Below are 23,276 nucleotides of genomic sequence, written 5' to 3'. Positions count from 1 at the left end.
TTTAAAGTATAGTTAATGAATTGGATTTTTTCTATATAAAAGGAGAATCTATGAAAAAAAAATTATTTATTTTTACATTACTCGTTATATTAGTAAGTCCAAACATTAGTACTTTTGCTGATAAAGCAGAAGAAGTAAGTGATGATATTGGATATGAAGATGGTCTTTATATCATGCCCGTAAAAACTATTTCTTCGACTAAGGGATTACAAAAAAATCCTTATGGCGAATCTTTATCTGGGAAATTAAATCAAGAAGAAAAAAAAGAAATTTTAGAAGATACTAATATAAAAGAGCTTATAAAACTTTATAATTCAACTTATAGACTAGCTATAAGATGGTATAAGTATGGACTCGAACACATGGATAGGTGGAAAGAGGTTAAAAATTTAACTGATCCAGTTTTTGGAAGTATTAATAAAGAAACCTGGGTTAAAGTTTATGAAGATACTATAATCAGTCTTCAAGAAGTCCGTTTATATTTTGATCATTTAGGACTAGTAGATGAAGACTACACTGAAAAAGAAACCTTAGATATGATCGACAGTGAGGATTTAAAATTTAAAAAAATAAGGATAGATAATTAGCTTTTAGTATTTTAAAGATTTAAAAGTATAAATTGGCTATTGCAAAACAAATAGAATTTTAATGTGGCACATTCACAAAGCAACATTGATAACTCTTTGTTTGTGTAATAGCCAATTTTAATAAGGAGACCAATATGTTATCCAAGATACTAAGTATTATAATGATAGTATTTTTACTATCTTCTTGCTCTAATGAAACTAATGAGAAATCTATTGAAAATAAGAACAATCAAGAAGATACAAGTCAAAAAATAGATGATAAAAAAAATAAGAAAGCTCAGAAAGTAACTATTATTCCAAATAAAAAGGATGCACAAAATCCAAAACTTGAAGTATTACAGTTTGACGATAAGTCCACTGAAGATATTATAAGTTTTTTTGAAAAATTCAATATTAAGTTTGAAAAAAATGATGAGATTGTAGATGGAGTTATAGAAGACCAAGATGGTAATCTTGTTGATATTAATAAATATGATGAAAAAAAGTTTCCTGATAGTCCGTCAACAGCTTGGTATGTTTATAAAAAAAAGCTTAATACACTTACAACACCAATAGATGATTCAAATACCTCAAATTTGGAGCTACATAGCCTGGATACTAATGGAAATATTCAAGAAAATATCCTTTTAGATAATATTAATTATTTAGAACCTCTGTTTGTATATGATAACAATAAACTTTATTATTCATCAGATACAATGGATGGAAAATCTGTCCTTGGGATGATTAATTTAGATGATTATAGTTTTTCTAATTTAAAGGAATATGATTTTACAAAAAAAGATAATAAATATAAAGGTGATATAATTACTCTTATATCAAAACAAGATGATCAAATAGTTTATCAGTTATCGACATATAATAATCAATATTTTAGAGAGGATAAGCCCCATGCAAATAAGTTAATATATTTATCAAATCCTAGTAAAATAGTAGATATTGGAGATAGCAATTATGACTATATAGAAAAGTTAGGTTCTTATATTATTTGCCATCATAAACCATTTAATGAAGATGAGGAACTTTTAGAAATATATGATGATAATTTTAATCTTCTTTATTCTCTTAAGGACAATCCTATAGAAAGACTTATTGATTTGACTATTTTAAATAAAGATAATAAAGATTATTTACTTATTAAAGATGGTTTGGGTACTCATTACATCATAGATTTAGAAGATAACAATGAGAATTATCAACTCAACAATATATCGACTGTTGGTAGAGATTTATCTATTATAGCTGATAAATTAGTTATAAGTACTACAGATTCTACATACATTGGATATAAAAACAAATAGTTTATAACTTTATTTTAAATTTATATTATAAATAAATTTAAGTTTATAAACAATTAAATAAAAACTCATAAACCCTACAAAATAAAGTGACTCCATAAAGCGTGACTTAAAATCAGACTTAGAATTATATTTCTAAAGTTGTATTTGTTACTGCACTTCCAGTTTTACCAGGAACAACGATGGTATTTGCAGGTACATCTTATTCAGGATACAACACTACTGTAGGCAGATTTAATAGAAACGAATATACTGTCTATCAAACAGAAGCTACTTCAGGAGCTAATGGAAATTTATCTTTTTATTCTGTAGGTGGTGGATATTTAGTAGATGTTAGAATACAAGAAAGTAATGGAACTGCAGGAGTGTGGTCAAGGAATGTAAAAAGTGGATCAAATCGTGATGTAGATGGAAATGTAAATCATAAAAAAGGGATAAAATAAGACTACAATTTTTAAATGATTTTGATACACCGGTAGCTGTTCAAGTTTCAGGGTCTTGGAGAAGTAACTAAATTTATAAATTAAGGAAAAATAAAATAGCTTAGTGTAATGCTAAGCTATTTTAGTTAATAAAACTATGAATATACTAAAAAAATTTATTAAAGAAAAATTAATAACAAGTTTAATAACTACAGCTATATATGTGCTGGCTTTATTTGTACTTATTTATATTTATAATGGCAATTCTATAATCTATTATCCTATAGACCCATATGTATATGGATCTTCTCCGGTGGATTTCTTTTTGCCACTCTTAGTAACCATTCCTTTTTCTTTTTATTCCTACCATATAGTTAAAAATGGTTTTATAGACTATGCTGGAGTGAGGATTTCAAAGAAAAAATACATAACTTACTACATACTATCATCTTTAATAAGCTGTTTTGTAATGGTATTTGTAGCTAATCTATTAGCTATAGTTTTTTCTGTCAATATAGCAAGTATAAGCCAAGAATTTAGCAAACCATCCTATGATGGCTTTCTTTTAGGGAATTTGCAGATGAATAGTCCCCTTATATTTGGGATCATATGGTCCTTATACAAAGCTTTTGTAGCTACACTTATTTGCTTATTTGGCCAGGTGATTTCCCTTTATTCTGGGAATTTGTTCCTAGTTTTACTAGGTCCCTTCATATACAGTGTGCTAGAAAACTTTATAACAGGTGTTCTTAGAATACCTCAATTTAGTTTTACGACAGCCTTGATATTACATAGGCTAGATGAAAGTTTTATGAACCTATAAATATAATTATTGGGATATTGGTATACTCATTAGTTATATACCTAACTTACCGCCTGTTAAGGTTAAGGTATGAAAAAAATGAATAAAGATATAATACTTGCAAAAATCAAAGAAAATTACCTTATATTACTTTTAGATTTTATAGTACTATGCTTTATAGCAGGATCTAATATTTCTACTTACCAGCAATACCATATCAGTATGTGGGATTTTATACTTTTAAATCTATCAGACCATTATTATGTTTTGTATTGCATGATAATTTCTATACTTGTAATAATTTCAAGAGATATCAAGGACATAAACTATGCTGAGCAAGTCAGATATAAAAATATCTTTTCCTACAATTTAAGTAAGATAAGATATTTTCTAGTCTTTATAAGTTTATATCTTTTAGCCCACATACTTATACTTTTAGTAATAGGAGCTTTAAACTTCAATACTAAAGCTAGTTTAAGTCCTATAGTAGTAGAAGGATACAGTGAAATAGCCGAATTATATAATAGTTATATAAATATCTTTGATAATATAATTTTTTCTGTAATTATAGCTAGCATATATTATATATTTGGTTTTACAGTATTGTATGCCCTACTAACTAAGGTTAACCAGTCTAGGGGCTACAAAAATACAATTATAGCAGCTATTATCATATATATACTTACATATATAGGTTTTAAAACTGGCTTAAAAACCAAAATTCCTATTTTATTTTTTAATAACTATATCCTGCTCCACCATGGACTAATGGTAAATGGTTTATTTAAATTTATACTAGTGATAGTTACGGGGATATTGCTTATTTTTTCTACTGTAGTTAGGCTAAGGCCACTAGCAAAGACTAATAAATCTTTTAAAGAACTGATAATAAATAGAAAAGATATATCTATAAGTTTTATAGTACTTTTAGCTATATATTTGCTAAATTATATAAAAAATATAGGAAATATAGACTTTAGTATAAGAGACCTGGCCCTACTTACCATGTTTGGAAGTTCTACTAGTGAGAATTCTTTTATATCTTGGTTGTCTTTGACTATAATAAATACTAGTCCTATATTTATACTTGGTATATCTAAGAGCAGATTTAGGAATTACTTTAACGAGCCCTTGCTTATAAGGTTTAAAAATAAGGAAAATTTTAAATACAATATAAGAAAAATCCATTTTTCCTATATTGTATTTTATATAGCAATAGTAATTTTGATAAATTATGCATGCTTTTTTGTAGGACAATCATCTAAGCTAAACACTAGTTTTCTTAGAGAAATGTATGGAATGGTTTTTGATATAGGTATATTGAGTAAATATAATTTAGGATTTGCTATAAATCTTCTCTTTTGTTTTGGAGTATTTTATATCCTATCATCCCTTATAGGGGAAATATTTTCGATGGTTATAATCCTACTAAGTAAGTTCATTTTCTTTTTCCTAGCTTCCTATGACCTGTTTAAATTTAACTACGGGATAGTGAATTTGTTGGAAGAAGGTGGAATTAACTGGGTGATTTATATTGAGTTATTAGCAGTATTATTATATTTAGCATTAGCAATTTTAAAACGTAATAGGGGTTATAAGTATGGAAACAATTAAAGTAAATAATATAACTAAGAAGTTTGGAACTAAAGTCCTTTATGAAGATGTATCATTTACTATAAATAAAGGAGAATGTATAGGTATAGTAGGAAGTAATGGTACAGGAAAGAGTGTACTATTTAAGATGCTAGCGGGTATAGAAGATTATGATAGTGGCCAGATACTTGTTAATGGAAAAAGAGTAGGTAAAAACTTAGATTTTCCAGAAAACATAGGTTACTTTGTAAACCAACCAGGATATATAGAGTTTTATGATGGCTTTACAAATCTTAAAATGCTAGCAGATATAAAAAACTTAATCACAGATGATCAGATTAAAGAATCTATGTTAAGCGTGGGATTAAACCCTAATGATAAGACCAAAGTTAAAAACTATTCTCAGGGTATGAAGCAAAAGCTTGGAATATGCCAAGCAATAATGGAAGGTCAAGACCTAATATTTCTAGATGAGCCTTTTAATGCTCTTGACTTTAAGTCAAATATAGATGTTATTAATATAATAAAAAAACTTAAAGAGCAAAACAAAACTATATTGATGAGCTCCCACCAGCATGAGTATTTGGAAAAGCTTACAGATAGGATGTATATCATATTAAATAATAAATTAAGGTTACTAGATGAAAATCTTAAAAAAACATATTTTGAAATATTTTAATAAAATAATATAAGATAAGCCCACATCAGAATAGTTAGCCTTGAAATTGTATTATTAGACTTTTAAGAGGAAAACTATGATGTGGTTTTTTCATCCTAAATTTGTAAATGATTAATTATAAAAATGTAACAAATTTATATGACGGATTAAATACTTTGATGGATTATTTGTAAAAACGTTTGATATCGGTAAGATAATGATGATTAAAGTACTATACTATAAGATATAGCTTAAAAAGGAGGGGCGGATGTCTTATGATTATAGTTTTATAGGCAGTGAAATTAAAAGGATTAGGAAAAATAGAAAGCTTTCCCAAAAAAGTTTGGCTGATATGGTTGGCATATCTGAGGAGAGCTTGCGTAGAATAGAAAATAACCATAATAACCCAAGGATGGATAATTTTTTGCAAATTCTAGAAGTTTTAGGTATAGATTTTGAAATCATCCTAATGGATGATTGTGGGTCTTCTTGGCATCTAATCAATGAACAAATAAAGGCTATAGACAATGATTTAGAAAACTTATCCTTAAGCAATTTACATACTAATATCGAAAGGCTTGAAAGCTTAAAAGACTTTACCTCAGCATCCTATCAAACAAAACTTATGCAATATATCCTATACTACCAAGGCATCTACGAAAAAGATATCAATAAAGATTACTTAAAATTTAGAGATTGTCTATTAAAGGCCCTAGAAATTAATGGCAAGTCTCTTAATGAAGACATTAATAATACATATTGTGATATAGAAAAACGTATCTTAATAAAATTATCAGAATATTATTATTACAGCAATGCTAAGGAAAATTCTAGGGCGATTTTAACCTACCTATTAGAAAATGTCGATATCAATGATAATAACTACATAGATATCCTATATAATCTTGCAAAGTATAATTATATGCAAAAATCTTACAATGAAGCCATAGAAACTTGCCAAAAGGCGATAGATCTAAGCTCTAAGACAAATAACTATAAGAGAATAATTTTAATTTACTATTTACTAGGTATCAGCAAGTTTAAGTTTAATAAAAAATCCTACAAAGAAGACATAGAAAAATCCCTCATCCTATGTGATTTACTAAAAAAACCAGAATTGAAAATAATTATTAATCAAAGTGTAAGTAGTATCCTAGCAGAAAAGTAACCCCACAAAACTGTGGGGTTACTTTTATATGGATCTTTTATATAATGTAGTTGAAAGGAAGTTAAATATGAAAAGAAAAAATATAAGAAAAATTTGTACCATATTAGTTTTTGGTATTGCTGTTTTTTCAAAGGTAAGATTTCCAAACCAAGCTAATTTAGATGTTTTTGCAAGCAAACCACAAATTGAGCCTATTTCAATTTATAGCAAGGATCCAACACATGAATTAATCACAGCTTGCAACTCAGGTTCTCAAATCGAACCTATTTCTATTTATTAACTTTATAACAAAATTAGCCATTATATAGATAAAGACTTTGGTCTTTATCTCTTTTTGGGAAAATACCAGACTATTTTACTAGGAATTTGTCTCCTTACTTCAAAATTATTTTTATATCATTATTTCTAATAAATAGGCTTTTATATACCTAATGATGAGGAATCTATGAAAAATTTTAAAAAATACATCTTATCCTTTGCCCTAGCCATTAGCCTAGTGACTGTAAATTTAGGCCCTACTGCCTTCGCTATTAAAAATGATGCTGGTAGTGAGCAGAGCAATCTTGAAATCTCTCCTAGCGGTTTCGCCCTAGATGAGGACCAGCTTGTAGATGATTTAGAAATTGACCAAGCACCAATTAATCCAGAATTTAACAGGCAAGAAACTAAAGAAGAAGCAGAAAAATTTGGTTTAAATGTAGACCCTTTAAAAATCTATACTGATTACGAATCTTTAAATAATCAGCTACCAAATAGGCAAAAGGCTTCGTTTATTCCAGCTTATTACGACTTACGTAATGAAGGAAGAGTAACTCCTATGAGAGACCAAGGACCAAATGGCTCTTGCTGGGCCTTTGCCTCTTATGGATCAGCCGAATCAGTTTTATTACCACGCGAGAATACAGATTTTTCTGAGAAAAATTTAAGAAATACCCACGGCTATGATTGGGGTCCAAAAGATGGGGGGACTTGTCAAATATCAGCAGCTTATTTATCCAGATGGTCTGGTCCTATAACTGAAAGAGATGAGCCATATCATCCCTACGATTTTTATTCACCAAACGGCCTAAGACCAGCAAAAGAACTTGAAAAGGCAATGTACATACCAGATGTAAGAAACATAAATGACCAAAGAGTTCTAAAAGAAGCAATAATGGATTATGGTGCTGCCTATACTAGTGTCAATGGTAGCGAATATTATACAAATATGTACACCATGGGTCATTACAATCCTGGAGATGGCTGGGCTAATCATGCTGTTACTATAGTAGGTTGGGATGATAATTATAGCGCATCAAATTTTAAATGGGGAGCGCCAGGCAATGGAGCTTGGATAGTTAAAAACTCCTGGGGATCTTACTGGGGAAGCCAAGGCGGATATTATTATGTATCCTATTATGATGCCCATATAGGAAAAAATAACTGTATCTTTGTTCTAAAAAATAAAGAAGCCAATAAATCTATTTGGTACCACGATTATCTGGGAATGACTTCAAATATTGGACGAGGAAATATTGGTTGGTTTTCAAATGTTTTTGGCCCAGCCAATCAAAATCTTGAAATTTCAGAAGTTGGAGTTTTTGTTCCAACTAACAATGTATCCTATGAAGTATATGTAAATACAAATATTGGGGGTAATAGTGGTTTTAATAATAGAGTAAAAGTTGCTAGTGGAACTTTAGACTTTGCAGGCTATCAAACCATAAAATTTAGGCCTCAGCAAATCCCAAGAGGAGCATATTTTGCGCCGATAATTAAATTTACAACTCCAGGCTATCCTTATCCAATCCCAGTAGAAAAACCAATTTGGGGTTATTCTTCAAGGGCAACTGCATCAAGCGGGCAGTCTTATATTTCCTATGATGGTTATAACTGGTCAGATATTACTAATCAAATGTATAACACAAATGTTTGTGTAAAGGCCTTTACAAAAGCAAGCGGATCATCTTATATAGATGAAAAACCGATAAATAATGATAAAAAAGTCCAAGATATAGAACTTAGTCAAGATTATATAAATCTTACTATCGGAGGCAAAGAATATATCAAGGCCAATGTCTTACCAAAAGATGCTACAAATAAAAACTTAACTTACGCTTCATCTAATAGCTATGTAGCAAGTGTAAGTCCAGATGGTGAAGTAAGAGCATTAAGAGAAGGAACAGCTACCATTACCGTTTCAGCAACAGATGGGTCGGGAGTCAGTGCAAGTGTCAATGTAAAAGTAACCAAGGCAGACAATATTCCAGGCAATATTTTCAATGTAAATGTAAGTTTACCCAAAGAAAATATAAAACTTACTCAAAATCTGCCACTAACAGTGAATGTACGAGATAAATACCAAAGAAATCTCAAAAATGCCTTGGTAAAGGTAGATCTTGCAGGTGGATCTAGCAAAGAAGCCTACACAGACCAAAATGGTAATTTTAAGGTAGACCTAGCAACAGATCATATAAAAGACCCTGGAATCTATAAGCTAAATGTAAGGGTTACGGGCGATAGCTTTGAAGATTTTACTAGTTCCTATGATGTAGAAATTACAGATGAAGATGTTAAAGATGATAAGGGTGATTTTGCCCTAAGACTTATCCTTAAAAAGGAAGAATACGAAATAGGTGAGAGAATTCCTATAAAAATCATAACAAGCCTAGATAAAGAACCTATTGGCAATAGTAGGGTCGATGTAGAAATTACTACTCCCGATGGGATAGTTCATAAAAACTCTGGAACGACCAAATATAACGGTATTACCACCTACAATTATTCACCAGATGCCAAGGCACCAGCAGGGGAGTATAAGGTAAAAGTTAGCGCTAGCAATGGTAATTACAAAAGCAGCGAAGAAACTAGCTTTGTAGTTAAGGAAAAAGACAATAGCCTAAAGCTATCCTATACACCTGATAGGCAAGTTTACTACTATGGCGATAGGGCAAGTATAAGATTTACCTTAAAAGATGCCGATTACCGCTTAATGAGCAATCAAAAACTTGATATAAGGGTGACTGGGCCAAATGATTTTGTCTATGATATAGAAAAAATCACCGATTATAAGGGTAATGCCAGCATGTATATACAACCAGATTCTACAATGAAGCCAGGTCTTTATACAGTAGAAGTAAAAGCCATGGATGAATCATCTGGCAAAGTTGATGCTAAATTTGATCTTGACTTTATAGATCCAAATAATAGGCCACTTAGTCTTGAAATTATAGATTTAAAAGATAATTACAAGGCACGCACTAGGCCAACTTTTACGGCCCATATCAAGGATGAGAAAAATTTAAACCTAAGATATGCCAAGGTTAACTTTAGCCTAGAAGATAGTAATGGAAAAGTTTTAAGCAGGAGTTCAGCTACCACAACCTATACAGGAAAATTAACTTTTACTGGATCAGTGCTAAATGAAGGCGATTATAAACTAAAAGTAAGTGTAAGTAGAGATTCCTACAAGTCCATAAACGAGGAATACACCTTTAAAGTAAGTAAATAATACGAGTGGGCTGTGTCTCCTAGCAGCTCCTAACAGTTAATTGAAAGAAGGAAGATTTGAAAAAGAAACACATAAAAAATTTATTAGCCCTAATTATAACCGGGTCTATGATTTTTCCGGGAGAGTTAGCTTTAGCTAGCGAGCAAAATGATACAAATATCTCATCAGCCGAAGAAACTCAACAAGCAGAGCTAATTCCTCAATTAGAAATAGCTCCAGACCCTACAGATATTTATGAAGACTCAGCTAATGAAAATCAAAACTTAGAAATAAGTCCTTTGTCAAAAGACTTTAAGTCAGCACAAAAATCTGGAAATAAGGTATCTCCCTTAGATATCAATTTTGACTATATAAAAACTAGAACTAGATCAAAATCTCAAAATTTACCTAAGCAATATGACCTAAGAGATTATAATAGAGTATCTCCTGTTAAAAATCAAGGTAAAAACGGATCTTGCTGGGCCTTTGCAACATACGGGTCTATGGAATCAGTTTTAAGTAAATACGGTAAATTTGATTTTTCTGAAAAACATCTTAGAAATACTCATGGATTTGATTGGGGCCCAAATGATGGTGGAAATAGAGATATTGCCGCAGCCTACATGGCAAGATGGTCAGGCCCTGTCGATGAAAGAGATGATATGTATGATCCTGTAATATCTGTTTCACCAACAGATGTAGATAGGGTTTTAGATATTGATAAAGTTTTGTATTTGCCAGATGTTTATAACTTTGTAGATACAACAGACATCAAACAAGCGGTTATGAAATATGGTGGTGTTTATACAACTATAAATAGTTCCAAATATTATGAAAATGCACAAAACAAATCCTACTATAACCCAGGTGGGGGAACAGATGACCATGCTGTTACCATAGTTGGTTGGGATGATACTTTCCCAAAAGAATTATTTTCTATAAAACCAAAGGCAGATGGGGCATGGATTTGTAAAAACTCTTGGGGACCTTCTTATATGGATAATGGATATTACTATGTATCCTATGAAGATGTTTACGCAGGTAAGTCTAATGCATGCTTTATACCAAAGAAAAAAGATCCCAATGGTCGCATTTACCAATACGACCCACTTGGAGCAACCAGATCTGTAGGTTATAACAAGCAAGGTTATATGACAAACATCTTTAAGGCTGAGGGCAAAGAAACCCTCCATGAAATTGGGATTTTCAATGTAAGTATGTTTACTGACTACAAACTATATGTTGTAAGAAATATAGAAAAAACCAGCCAATTAGACACTGAAAAAATAGAAGTAGCTTCAGGTACATTGCAATACCCAGGATATTATACAATTGATATTTCACATATAGATTTAGAAGAGGGCGAACAATTTGCAGTTATGGCTTACCTGGACTCATCAAAGGCAAATTACAGATATCCTCTAGCAGTTGAAGCAAAAATAAATAATTTCTCATCTAAGGCAGATTCTGAACCTGGCCAATCTTTTGTATCAAGTGATGGTAAAAAATGGTCTGATTTATCCAGTGAATTAAAGGGAGCCAATGTCTGCTTAAAGGCAATTACTACAACAGGCGAAGTTTTATCTGACGATGAAATGCCAGAAGATCCAAACCTACCAGAACCAGTTAAAGAAGTAAAAAATATTTCTGTAGCTGAAGGGGCTGGTGGACACTTAAGAATAAATAAAAAAGGAAAACTAACTCCAGTAATAGAGCCAGCAGATATAAAAGATGTAGCTATTAAAATCTACACCCTAGATACTGATATTGTGGATGTAAGTTCTGATGGAATTATCACCCCTAAAAAAACTGGAACAGCTAATATTTTAGTAGAAACAAGGGTTTCACGAGGTATTTTAAGGACAAGATTTAGCCTTGATATAATCCCAGCAGATTTACGTTATGAAAAATCAAAGGAAATACCAGTAGTAGGGGACAATGAATTATATGAAAATGGAGAAACTGATGAAGGAGAAAAATTCCCAGACCCTCCAAAACCATATGAAGATCCATTTGCAATTAGAAATATAGCCATAAAAATCCCTCAAGCAAGTTTAAAAGAGGGAGAGACTTTAAACTTAGATGAAAAAATAAGTGTATATCCAGATACAGCCAAAAGAGAATTTACCTTTGAGTCAAAAAATCCTGAAGTAGCAAGTATAGACGAAAACGGAATCGTGACTGCCCATGCTGCAGGAAAAACAACTTTAACGGTAAAAACAGCTAACGATATAAAAAAATCTATCGACATAAGAGTCCTACCAAATTTTGAAAATTATCCAGTAGAGCTAGATAGCTTTGATGTATCTCAAAGAGAAAGTGGATATTTCACTATAAATCTAAAAGCAAGCCAAAATGGAGCAGGCTACAATGGGCCAGCAACTCTTACAACTAGAGCAGGCAATGAAGAGAATGGCATAGTTGAAAAAAAATCAACCATTTACTTTAAAAATGGTGAAGCAAGTATTACCTATAACGGCGGAGAATTTGCTGTTTGGAGAACAAACTTTGAAACTGATCTTAAACTCCGTGATATAGAAGATAGCATAGCCTACGAATTTTCCAAAGACAGTAAGTCAGAAGCCTTTATCAGAAAATATCCAAGCCAAGTAAAAGACCTAAATCCAAAACAATATGACTTAGGCGACATAAAAGTAGGCAAAAGAGAAAATGGATATTTTACCCTTTCCTTTAAAGCCTTTGAAGATGGCAATCCTTACACTGGTATGGGTATCGTAGAAACTACTTCTGAAGGGACAACAAGAATAAATACAGTTAATTTCATAGATGGTCAAGCTAGTATCAGATATTCTGGAGGAGATTTCGGAGTCTGGAAAAAAGATTTTGCGACTACCCTAAAGGTTATTAACACAGAAACAAGTGTGTCCTATGGTATGAGCAAATAATGATTGTGGTATTTAGTAAAACTAAATATAAATAAATTTAAAGGGGGAAATATGAAAAGAACCAAAAGACTTGCCCTAAGTCTTGCAATTTTGATGGCAAGTTTGGCTGTAGCTCCTGGCGTAAACTCTATTGCATATGCTAGTGGTCTTGAAGTCAATGAAGATACATTGATAAAAGAAAAAAAACCAGATATCGAAATAGATGAAAACGTCAGCGCTGACCAACAAAAACTAGAAATTGCAGAAGTTAGAGGAGAACTAACCAAGGCACAAAAGTCAGTTGAAGGAGTAGAAGCTGCCGATGAAAAGTATGAAGAATGCTTAAAACAATTTGATGAGGCAGTAAGAACAGTAAGTCTAGAAATAGATGATTACGAACAAAGTGTACAAAATGGGTCCTTATCCCAACAAAAAGGAGTAGCTGGTGGTAGCATTTATGATCTAACAACAATTCCAGTTAGAGTCCAACTTTTAATAAGGATAGGTAGAGCCATAAGATTTGGTAGTACTGAGTTATCAAATAAGGTTGTAGCAGCACATACAAAATTAACCGAATATATTTTAACAGGTATCTTATACGCTGCAAACCCATTTGCAAATGAAGGCCAAATTATGGATTATATCGATAGATTTGAGGCTCTAGAGCAAGAACTCTTAGCTTATCCAGACCTATCACCAGAAGATATAGCAACCATTTACAAAAAGGCTGCTTATCATAGGACAATAAGAGAGGCTCGTAAGGTAAGAAATGAAGCAAACAGAACTGGTAGAAAGTTCCAAGCAAAAGTATTAGATAAAGAAATCTCAAAAGCAGCAAGCCTATGGTGGAGAATCACAGTTACTTGTGGAGAGCTTGATGCTGAGGAAGAAAAACTAATCGCCGCTATAGAAAAAGTAGCTGGTCCAAAAATAAGAGCAGAAAAAATCGAATTTATGGAAGGTGAAGCTGGGGCTATCAATATAGACAATAAAACCAAAATTAGACCTGTAATACTTCCAGCAGAAGTAAAAAATAAAGATTTCTTAATTTACTCATCAAATCCATATGTAGCTCGCGTTATTGGAAATGAAATCATTCCTCTAAAAACTGGTAATGTAATAATCACTGTTATGGCTTTAGATAATGGAATTACCAAAGATTTTGAACTACAAATCCTAAATCCAGGCGAATCATCTAGCCTACCAATGCTAGAACCAACTGGAGCAAATGATCAATACCTAGGTGAAAAAGCAAATCCAGTTACACCAGCTAATCCAGTTCAAAATATTTCCGATGAAGTAAAAGATATAACTTTTTCTGTTAAATCTGTAGAAATGAAATTAGGAGAAACTTATCCACTAGGACAAAAAGTTTTAGTATTCCCAGAAAGAGCTGTAGATAAAACTCTTACTTACCAAGTAGCTAATCCAGAAATCGCAAATATCGATGAAAATGGAAATATTGAGGCCCTAAATCCTGGAACAACTGAAGTAAGTGTAACAAGTGCCAACGGTATCAAAAAAACTATAAAAGTAAATGTAGCTGATAAGCCAGTAGAAAAAACTTATGCTATCACAAATGTAGAAATTTCACCAAGAAATGCAGGAGTATTTACTATTGGAGTAGAGGCTACAGAAAATGATAAAGCTTATAATGGTCCATGTGATATTAAACTTTCTTATGGAGACAAAACTATAAGCAAGAGAATTTACTTAAAAGATGGTAAAGCAGTTCAAAAATACACAGGATTTGATATACCAACCTGGCAAGAACAAGCATTAGCCACAGTAAGTATAAAAGATATTAGCCAAGAAATCGAAATAACATTTAATTAAAGGAGAAATAAATGAAACTTAACAAAATTTTCGCTTCAGTTTTAGCTGTAACATTAACATTTGGACATGTAGCCCCAACATTTGCAACAAGTATTGAAGTTGACACACCAGAAGAAAATACTGTTTTAAGCATGGATGAGGCAGAAGTTTACAAACAACAAATCAGATCTATGAGAGATGAGGTTAACTCAATAGATATCACAGATGATCAAGACCAAGAAATGATAGATGAATTTAACAAATCTTCCCTAGAAATTGAAGAAAACATCGACAAATCTGCCCAAGGCTTTGGAGTAGCAGATGTATACGATTTATCATCTATCCCACAAAGACTTTTAGTTTTAGGTAGAGTTGGTAGGGCAATAAGATTTGCAACAACTCAACTAAGATACAAAGTTGATGATGCTCACGCAGAAATCGCGGAATACGTATTTGAAGGACTAGTAATAGCAGCTTCACCATTCCACACAGTAGACGATATGAAAGCTTATATGGCAAAATTTGAAGTGTTAAAAGCAAAACTTTTATCATACCCAGAAATGGGCCTAAATGATACAGCGAACATGTATGTAAGAGCTGATTTAGATGTTAAATTACACAAAGCAAGATTCATGAAATACAATGAATTAAAAAACAAACCTACTTATATTATCAAAGAATTAGACAAAGAAGTAGCAGAAATCACAAATGGCAGACTACGTCCACAAGCTACAGTTTTAGAGATTTATCAACTATCAGATAGATTAGACCAAGCAGTAGCAGTAGCCTTAAGCAATGAAGATGAAAAAGCTATGCCATACGAAATTGACCAATTAAAAGCACTTTTAGCTGACCTTAAAAAAGCAAAAAGACGTGGCGATAGCAGAAGAGAAGTTGCAGAAGCAATTGATAGAGCAAAAGAAGAGTTAGGATACACTCGTCCATCAAAAATGAATGTAAACGGTCTAATCCAAACAATGGAAGCCCTAAAATATTAATAAAAACATCCTTTTAAAATAATTTTAAAAATCCATAGCCTAGCTGTGGATTTTTTTATGTTCATTTTCTTATCAAATATTTAACTATCGTTTATTAAATGTTTTTAAGGGGTAAAATTGATAATGAATATCAGAGCTAAAAGACCAAATATATATAGGAGGAAGTATGGAAAGACTAGAAAGATATGAGCTATTTATAAATGGCGAATGGATTAAGCCAGAAAGCGGCCAATATATAGACATCATCAGTCCATCAACAGGAGAAAAACTTGGTGAGTTTGCAGCAGCAAATGATGCTGATGTAGACAAGGCAGTAGATGCTGCAAGAGCAGCCTTTGAGGGAGAATACGGTTCTTGGAGTAAAGAACAAAGAGTACAATTACTTTTAGATATTGCAGCAAAAATTGATGAAAATACAGAATATCTTGCAAAACTAGAATCAATGGATAATGGTAAACCAATCCGTGAAACACTAAATGGAGATATCCCTCTAGTTTCTGATCACTTTAAATATTTCGCAGCAGTACTAAGAGCTGATGAAGATGAAATTAGTAAATTAGATGGAAGATTTGTTTCAATTAGAAAACGTGAGCCATATGGAGTTGTTGGACAAATGATCCCATGGAACTTCCCATTACTAATGGCAGCTTGGAAACTAGCACCAGCTATTGCCGGAGGAAATACAGTAGTAATTTCTCCATCAAGCCATACATCACTTTCTATCTTAGAACTAATGAGAATAATTGAAGATGTATTGCCAAAAGGAGTTATAAACCTAGTAACAGGAAAAGGATCAGTAACAGGAGAATACCTACAACACCACCCAGGCTTTGACAAACTTGCATTTACAGGATCAACAGCAGTAGGTCGTCACATAGCAGTATCAGCAGCTGAAGCCCTAATCCCAGTTACCCTTGAGCTAGGTGGTAAATCAGCTCACGTAATCTTTGATGATTGCGATATGGATAAGGCAATTGAGGGAGCACAATTAGGTATCCTATTTAACCAAGGAGAAGTTTGCTCAGCAGGATCTAGATTATTTGTTCAAGAAACAATCTATGATGAATTTGTAGAAAAACTAGTAAAAGCCTTTGAAAATGTAAAAGTAGGAGATCCACTAGACCCAGAAACACAAATGGGAGCTTTAAGAGATAAGCAAAGATTTGAAGTATTAGAAGAATTTATCGAAAAAGCAAAAGCAGCAGGTGGTGAAGTCCTAACAGGGGGGCAACCATTAACAGAAAATGGCTTAGATAAAGGAGCCTTCTTTGCACCAACAATTCTTGCAAACGTGCCAGAAGATAATGATGCAGTACAAGAAGAAATTTTTGGACCAGTAGTAGTAGTAGAAAAATTCAAAGACGAAGAAGATGTAATCAAAAAAGCAAATGACTCTAGATATGGTCTAGCAGGCGGTATTTACTCAAATGATATCTATAGAATCATGAAAGTAGCAAATGGAGTAAGAACAGGAAGAGTTTGGGTAAATACCTACAACCAATTCCCAGCAGGATCATCATTCGGTGGTTACAAGGAATCAGGAATCGGCCGTGAAACAGACAAACTTGCCCTAGATGCATACACACAAGTTAAAAATATCATTATTGATGGATCACAAGATAAAATGGGTATGTTTTAGGAAAATAAACAAACAAAAATCAGATCTCAATTGAGGTCTGATTTTTTTATATGATCTTCTACCCATTCTAATAAGTCATTTTCAGTCAAATTAGAACTTGCAATGCCCATTATTACATCTATTAGCTCATCTTGCCTATAATCTATTTCAAATCCGTTTAAAAAAAGACTTGTAAGCATAGCATGAGCCCCTATTCTTTTATTACCATCTAAAAATGGGTGGTTCATAATTAAAGAAAATCCTAAATGAACAGATTGCTTTATTGAATTGTCATACAAGTATTTACCATCAAAAGTTTGATAGGCAGAATTTATAGATAAATCCAATAAATTTTCATCCCTGACTCCATCACTTCATCCAAATAAATTAATTTGTTGGGAATGCAAACATAATATTTGTCTTTTATTTAGTCTAATCATTCAGCTAACTTCTTATAAGCTTTTGCATTTTTCTTAAGTAACATATCAGAAATTTCTTTTAATAATTCATCATCAGCTTCACTCAAATCATCGGTAGCTAAATCATCATTTTCCTCATATTCTATTAAGACATACTTTGGAGCATTATTTTTCATAATAACAGCAGATCCCATCTCATCTACTAATCTAGCAACTTTAGAAAAATTTTGGTTTGCTTCTGTAATAGAAACCATAGTTTTTGTATCTATCTTCATCATGAGCCTCCTTATTTAGGATATATTATACCTACTTATAGTCCTAAAACTAGCATTGAGAGACTTTTCACCTATGCTATAATAAATATAAGTGTTATTTAAAGATTTACTAGCAGAAAGTTGGAATAGAAAATGGGACTAATAAAATTTAACAATAGAATATTTTATCTACCACATGAACCTAATACAGATAGACCGCTTCTAACTTATATAAAAGGAGACGAATTTTCCCTTGCCATAGATGCAGGAAATTCTGCTGACCATGTGGATGACTTTTATAAAGCTTTAGAATCAGAATCTTTAAAAAAACCTGACTTGACAGTGATTACTCATTGGCACTGGGATCATACTTTTGGCATGCACAATATTAATGGATTATCAATTGCCCATAAGAAAACCAATGAATTTTTAAAAGAAGAAAAGAATAGACTTAGAGATTCTTCTTATTTAGATAATATAAAAAAAGAAAATATTTATCTTGATAGAGAATATGCAAATAATAAGGATATTATTGTTACTTCATCGGATATTGAATTTGAAGATGAACTTGTAATTAATCTTGGCGGTCTTAGAGCAGAAATCTTCCACACACAAGCACCTCATTCTGAAGATACAGTTTTAATTTATATCCCTGAAGAAAAAATCTTGTTTTTAGGAGATTCTACAAGTGAAGATTTCTTTAATAACAACTATATGGATATAAATAAATTAAATTCATTGATAGATACTATTGAAAAGATAGATTGTAAAACTTGCATTTTAGGTCATACAGATCCCTTATCAAAAAATGATTTACTTAATTATCTTAAATCAATCTCTGTTTGATTAGATTAATAAAAGTATATCACTTGGCAGTCATAGGATAATTAAGTGAAAAGTTTAGAATCGCTTATGAAATTCTTCAATGATTTATCATAAAGCAATAATATGTGATTTTCCTGTTTTTCCCAAATATTTTGGGGTAATATGCTAACAAATATATTTGGGAGGACATTATGAAAGGGAAAGTTTTATTGCTTGCTTCGATGATTTTTATGGTGGCATGTTCTACTCAACCAGCAAAAAATACTGACAATGACAAGCAGACTGCAAATACTAGTCAGATTGAAAATAATTTTGACCCTAATCAGATGGATGAAGACGAATTAAAAAAATATCAGCAGGATGCAGAAAAGGCCCTAGCTGAAAATAAAAAAGCCCTAGAAGATATGATGGCAAATATGACTGAGGAAGAACGTGCTGCTTTTGAAAAAGAATTAGAAAATACTGGCATGAGCCTTGAAGATTTCGAAAATCCAGAAAAAATGATGGAAAATTTCCAAAATCAAAGTACATTTGACCCAAAAGCTATGGGCCTTCCTAGCATGCAGACGGGAGATTTGGATAGGCTTGCTAAAAATGAGAAAATTGCCAGCCAATACGAGGCAAAAATAAGTGAAATCAAGGATGATATTACAATAGAAGATAATTCTGGACCAGCTCCTAGTAGTGCGGAAGAGCTAGAAAATACCTTTAAACTAGAAAAAATAGCAAGTACTGGAATAGTAGGGGATGTATCCGATTATAAAACTCCAGCTGGTAAAGTCTTAAGTATTGGTACTAGCGGTGATGGCATATCTACTATAATCGACCCGATTGATAATGTTGATATAAAATTGCCATATGATATTGATATGGATGATACAATTGAATCAGCACGCAAAAAACTAATTGATGGAGCAGAAATCACTGCACCTAGTGAATTTGGCAGCCATTTAGAATTTGCAGCAGGTAAGACTTCCTTTGAGCTAAACTTTGGAGATGATGGCAAGCTGAGCCACTTTAGCATTGGCAAGATTCCTGATTCTAATCCCTTTAGCCAACAGATTTTAACCCAAATTTATATTGATAAAGACCAAAAAAGAGAAAAAGGAAGTTTTGAAATCGACGGTAAAGAATTGACCTTCCCAATGACTCTGGGCGAACTTAAGGAAAAATTGGGTGGAGAATTTGAACCTATAAGTGAAGAAAATTTTACAGATTTTGCTGACTCTATAGATATAAATAATGTTAGATACCTAGCCTACAATGTCTTAAAGGCTGGTGACAAAAATTATTTAGTAGAGTTTAAGCGTCAAGATCAAAATTCAAATCCACCTGCTGATTGGATAACAAATCCAGATATGGGATATATGGTAAATTCTATAGGATTTTTGCCAGACATTCCATTTGCTGTAAAAAATAAAGACATAGAAATCAACGAGAAAAATTATAAGGACTTAGAGCAAACATTACTAGATAAGCAAATTCCATTTATGGATAGCATAGATGGTATATCATTTCCAATCTATGATAATATAAAATTCGCAGGCAAAGAGAAGCTAGTTACCTTTAGCCAGACATTTTATGAAAGAAGGCTCTATGATGAGGCAGAACTTAAAAAATCTGTCGACCAAGCCTATAAGGCAGGCCAAGGACTGTAAAATAAAACCCAAAAGCTACAACTTTTGGGTTTTATTTTTTTTAAGTGACTTGAAAGAAGAAATGTGAGTAGTTAGTAAAAATCAAATAAATAAGTTTTGAACTTTATTTACTATACTAGTTCTTTTGTAACACTCTCATCAAAGGCATCCATTATTAATTTGAAAACCTCATCCCAATCTTCTTTTTTGTTTACATCGTATTTGTTCATATCGATTTTGATTTTTGGGGAATAGTTGTACTCTTCGTACCATTTGGCATATTCTGTGTGGAGGGTCTTAAAGTAGGCTAGGTCTTTTTTGCCTTTTTCTGTATTTTCATCTATTTGCTCAAAACTACGGCCGCGTTTGGCCAGATTTGATAAAAACTTTTCAAATGTTATATCTAGATAAACCAGCAAGTCTGGGGCTTTTTTGGGCATGTCTTCGATTTCTTCTAGCATATTGTCTAAAAGATCTTTGTAAACATCATATTCTACTTGGGTGATGTTATCTTCCATTAGATTTATCCTGGTAAATAATTCATCTTCGTAGATGCTGCGGTCTAGGACGTTTTTATTATTTTTTAGGGCTTGTTTTATTAATTTGAATCTTTCGTTTAAAAAATATATTTGAAGCAAAAATGCGTATTTTTCTTTATTGTTGTAATAGAGGGGTAGGATGGGATTTTCATCTACTGGCTCTATCATAAGGTCTGTGCCTAATTCTTGGGCAAGTTTTGCTGATACTGTGGACTTGCCAGCTCCTATCATGCCTGCTAATACAATCACTGTCATAGGTCTCCTTGGTTTAAATATTTTGCTAAATATTTATCGATTAAATTTTTATTTTGGTAATCAATTTCTGTTTGGTAATTAAATGTTATTTAATAATTTACTTTATTACTTCGTTTATTGGAGGGCCGCTTTAAGGGGGTTCCGATACCCCCTCCAAAGCACCCTCCAAGCCACCCCGCAAACTTCACCCCTAAACGACCCCTGCGCGGGGTGCGTTTTTTGGTAGGAATCGCTTTGCGATATCCGTTTGTAGAGGAAAATATAGGCTTTTTTCAAAAGCCTACAAAATAATAAAAAAGAATTCGCGGAGCGAACTTCTACTGATCATTGCTCTCCGCAGGAGCAGAGGGGGTGAAATGGGTCGGGGGTCCGGGGAAGGGCCAAAGGGGCCTCTGCAGCCCCTACGGCCCTGCTCCCTGGAATTCGGAGTGATAAATTAAATTAATAATTCATTTGATTACCGAAACAAATCTTTAATCATTAGTTTAAAAGATTTTAGTAATTAAATTTGTGCAGTAGCTTAATTACTATTTTGATTTTGGAAGTCACTCCACTAACCGAACGAGCTTGTTTTCCCCTAAACGGTCCCTGTGTGGGGTGTTTTAGTAGGAATTGCTTCACATTATCCGTTCTAAGAGGGAAAGTTTGGAATTTCAAAAATCCTTTTTATTTTAATTTTTAATCTTTATTTAGCCTTGGTTTTTACTATACCTTTATATTTGTATTATTTATTGGATTTGGTATGGAGATATCTTTTTTTATCGTCATATAAAGAGTATTTTATTACAACTATTTTTTAATTTAACCCATAAAAATATCCCCTCTATTTATATATAGAGAGGATTGGGGTTTTTTCCCTAATTTTCTTCTGTTTGTTCTCCTGGGTACATTTTGCTTGAACCTGGATACATTTTTCCTAGTTCTTCAAATATTAGTCCTATATCGCCTGTGCCTGTTTCTTCTAGTCTTGCCATTGCTCTTGTGTAGGCTATGTCTATATCTTTATTTGTCATTTGATTGACACTTGATGGGCTAAATTCATAGTATTGGACTAATGATGTTTTGATTGCATCGTAGTCTGTTTGGTTTGATCCGTATTTTCTGATTTTATTTTTGTTTGTTGTTTTTTCTGTTTCTTGATTATCTTTGCTGTCCTGTGTTTGCTCTTGGCTTTCTTCTTCATCTTCGCCAAATAATATTTTTGCTGCATTTTCTATATAATCATCGTAATATAGGTCTATGTCATCTTCATAGGCCTTATGAAATGCGTCTTGAACTGTTTTGTCATCTACTGCCCATACATCATATGATGGGTATCCCATATCAATCATTAATTGTCTTTCGTGATCAAACATTCCTTTATAATCGCCTTCTTCTGCGGATTGTTGATTGTATCTATTTTCTATGGAGTCTAATGGGAATTTGTTTGATAATTCTGGATACATTTTTGCAAGTTCTTGGAAAAGGAAGTCTTTGGCGTCCCAATATCCTGTTTCTTCGCTTAGTTCATTTGCCTGATCGATTAGTTCTTGTAATTGTTCATCGGTTAGATTTTTTACAAGAGTTGGTGAGAATTCTCCGACATTTATAATCATATCGCGCCATTTGTTTAAATCTGTGGCGTCATTTGAGTTTTCTTCTGTTGTTTGTTTTTCTTCTTTGTTTTCATTTTCTGCTTTATCTTCGCCAGCTATGTCTTGATTTTCCACAGGTCCATCTAGGGCTTGGGAGATAGTTTCTTCTGAAACTGCGTTTTCTTTGCTTGCATTTTGATTACAAGCTGTAAGTGTAAGGACAAGTCCAAGTGCAATTATAAGTTTTTTATTTTTCATAAGGGCCTCCTAATCAATCTATATTTTACCAGATATAGCTATATTTTAGTAGATGTAGGGACAATTGTAACTAATTTTTAACTTTTTATCCTGAAAAATCTTAAAAATATTACAAAATTTGTAACCTTTTTGTTGCAATTGCTGAAAAAATAGTTTATAATAAGGTCAGTGATTAAAAATAGCAATAGAAATTGTAATAATA

18 protein-coding genes and 1 pseudogene are annotated in these 23,276 nt (G+C 32.3%); 15 read left to right on the top strand and 4 right to left on the bottom strand.

Going from position 1 to position 23,276, the window contains the following annotated elements; genetic code table 11:
- Positions 1 to 50 precede the first annotated feature (50 nt).
- The 13 genes from JNO63_RS03770 to JNO63_RS03710 all read left to right on the top strand — a co-directional run bounded on the left by JNO63_RS03770 (position 51) and on the right by JNO63_RS03710 (position 17,334).
- Positions 51 to 587 carry a hypothetical protein gene (locus JNO63_RS03770; protein WP_203127162.1) on the top strand — a complete coding sequence of 179 codons (537 nt, stop codon included), beginning with the start codon at positions 51 to 53 and terminating at the stop codon, positions 585 to 587.
- Between the two features lie 134 nt (positions 588 to 721).
- Positions 722 to 1,888: a hypothetical protein gene (locus tag JNO63_RS03765; RefSeq protein ID WP_203127161.1), complete on the top strand. Its 1,167-nt coding sequence runs from the start codon at positions 722 to 724 to the stop codon at positions 1,886 to 1,888.
- Positions 1,889 to 2,067: 179 nt separating this feature from the next.
- Positions 2,068 to 2,328: a hypothetical protein gene (locus JNO63_RS03760; RefSeq protein WP_203127160.1), complete on the top strand. Its 261-nt coding sequence runs from the start codon at positions 2,068 to 2,070 to the stop codon at positions 2,326 to 2,328.
- A gap of 136 nt (positions 2,329 to 2,464) precedes the next feature.
- Complete coding sequence (locus JNO63_RS03755) at positions 2,465 to 3,130, top strand: hypothetical protein (RefSeq protein WP_203127159.1); 666 nt, start codon at positions 2,465 to 2,467, stop codon at positions 3,128 to 3,130.
- A gap of 69 nt (positions 3,131 to 3,199) precedes the next feature.
- On the top strand, positions 3,200 to 4,723 hold the full coding sequence (locus tag JNO63_RS03750) for a hypothetical protein (protein WP_203127158.1): 1,524 nt from the start codon (positions 3,200 to 3,202) through the stop codon (positions 4,721 to 4,723).
- A complete protein-coding gene (locus JNO63_RS03745; RefSeq protein ID WP_203127157.1) occupies positions 4,710 to 5,381 on the top strand; it encodes an ABC transporter ATP-binding protein in 672 nt (223 codons plus the stop codon). The genes JNO63_RS03750 and JNO63_RS03745 overlap by 14 nt, the downstream gene beginning before the upstream one ends.
- Positions 5,382 to 5,628: 247 nt before the next feature.
- The gene (locus JNO63_RS03740; RefSeq protein WP_203127156.1) at positions 5,629 to 6,528 is read left to right on the top strand and encodes a helix-turn-helix domain-containing protein; all 900 of its coding nucleotides are present in this window, start codon (positions 5,629 to 5,631) and stop codon (positions 6,526 to 6,528) included.
- A gap of 67 nt (positions 6,529 to 6,595) precedes the next feature.
- Positions 6,596 to 6,808 carry a hypothetical protein gene (locus JNO63_RS03735; RefSeq protein ID WP_203127155.1) on the top strand — a complete coding sequence of 71 codons (213 nt, stop codon included), beginning with the start codon at positions 6,596 to 6,598 and terminating at the stop codon, positions 6,806 to 6,808.
- Positions 6,809 to 6,973: 165 nt separating this feature from the next.
- Entirely contained in the window at positions 6,974 to 10,018 is a 3,045-nt protein-coding gene (locus JNO63_RS03730; RefSeq protein WP_203127154.1) for a lectin like domain-containing protein, read from the top strand.
- 56 nt (positions 10,019 to 10,074) lie between these two features.
- Entirely contained in the window at positions 10,075 to 12,903 is a 2,829-nt protein-coding gene (locus JNO63_RS03725; RefSeq protein WP_203127153.1) for a lectin like domain-containing protein, read from the top strand.
- A 51-nt stretch (positions 12,904 to 12,954) separates the two neighbouring features.
- Positions 12,955 to 14,718, top strand: coding sequence for a CAMP factor family pore-forming toxin (locus tag JNO63_RS03720; RefSeq protein WP_203127152.1), 1,764 nt, complete (start codon positions 12,955 to 12,957; stop codon positions 14,716 to 14,718).
- Positions 14,719 to 14,729: 11 nt separating this feature from the next.
- Positions 14,730 to 15,695, top strand: a complete 966-nt coding sequence (locus JNO63_RS03715) for a CAMP factor family pore-forming toxin (protein ID WP_203127151.1) — start codon at positions 14,730 to 14,732, stop codon at positions 15,693 to 15,695.
- Between the two features lie 166 nt (positions 15,696 to 15,861).
- Positions 15,862 to 17,334 carry an aldehyde dehydrogenase family protein gene (locus JNO63_RS03710; RefSeq protein ID WP_203127150.1) on the top strand — a complete coding sequence of 491 codons (1,473 nt, stop codon included), beginning with the start codon at positions 15,862 to 15,864 and terminating at the stop codon, positions 17,332 to 17,334.
- A gap of 26 nt (positions 17,335 to 17,360) precedes the next feature.
- On the opposite strand, the pseudogene JNO63_RS03705 reads toward JNO63_RS03710, so the two are convergent.
- Positions 17,361 to 17,663, bottom strand: a pseudogene (locus JNO63_RS03705) (type II toxin-antitoxin system death-on-curing family toxin); the annotation flags it as partial.
- A gap of 86 nt (positions 17,664 to 17,749) precedes the next feature.
- Positions 17,750 to 18,007, bottom strand: a complete 258-nt coding sequence (locus JNO63_RS03700; RefSeq protein ID WP_203127148.1) for a type II toxin-antitoxin system Phd/YefM family antitoxin — start codon at positions 18,005 to 18,007, stop codon at positions 17,750 to 17,752.
- 132 nt (positions 18,008 to 18,139) lie between these two features.
- On the opposite strand from JNO63_RS03700, the gene JNO63_RS03695 reads away from it, so the two are divergent.
- Both JNO63_RS03695 and JNO63_RS03690 read left to right on the top strand, forming a co-directional pair.
- On the top strand, positions 18,140 to 18,832 hold the full coding sequence (locus tag JNO63_RS03695) for an MBL fold metallo-hydrolase (RefSeq protein WP_203127147.1): 693 nt from the start codon (positions 18,140 to 18,142) through the stop codon (positions 18,830 to 18,832).
- A 170-nt stretch (positions 18,833 to 19,002) separates the two neighbouring features.
- Positions 19,003 to 20,469 (top strand): hypothetical protein, encoded by a 1,467-nt coding sequence (locus JNO63_RS03690; protein ID WP_203127146.1) that lies wholly within the window; start codon positions 19,003 to 19,005, stop codon positions 20,467 to 20,469.
- Positions 20,470 to 20,579: 110 nt separating this feature from the next.
- On the opposite strand, the gene JNO63_RS03685 is transcribed toward JNO63_RS03690, so the two are convergent.
- Both JNO63_RS03685 and JNO63_RS03680 read right to left on the bottom strand, forming a co-directional pair.
- Positions 20,580 to 21,242, bottom strand: coding sequence for a deoxynucleoside kinase (locus JNO63_RS03685; RefSeq protein ID WP_203127145.1), 663 nt, complete (start codon positions 21,240 to 21,242; stop codon positions 20,580 to 20,582).
- An 857-nt stretch (positions 21,243 to 22,099) separates the two neighbouring features.
- Positions 22,100 to 23,074, bottom strand: a complete 975-nt coding sequence (locus tag JNO63_RS03680) for a hypothetical protein (RefSeq protein WP_203127144.1) — start codon at positions 23,072 to 23,074, stop codon at positions 22,100 to 22,102.
- Between the last annotated feature and the right edge of the window lie 202 nt (positions 23,075 to 23,276).

Source organism: Anaerococcus sp. mt242 (assembly GCF_016798225.1).
Lineage (GTDB): Bacteria > Bacillota > Clostridia > Tissierellales > Peptoniphilaceae > Anaerococcus.
The sequence above is the reverse complement of the archived record's forward strand: the minus strand, read 5'-3'. Positions and strand labels throughout refer to the sequence as shown.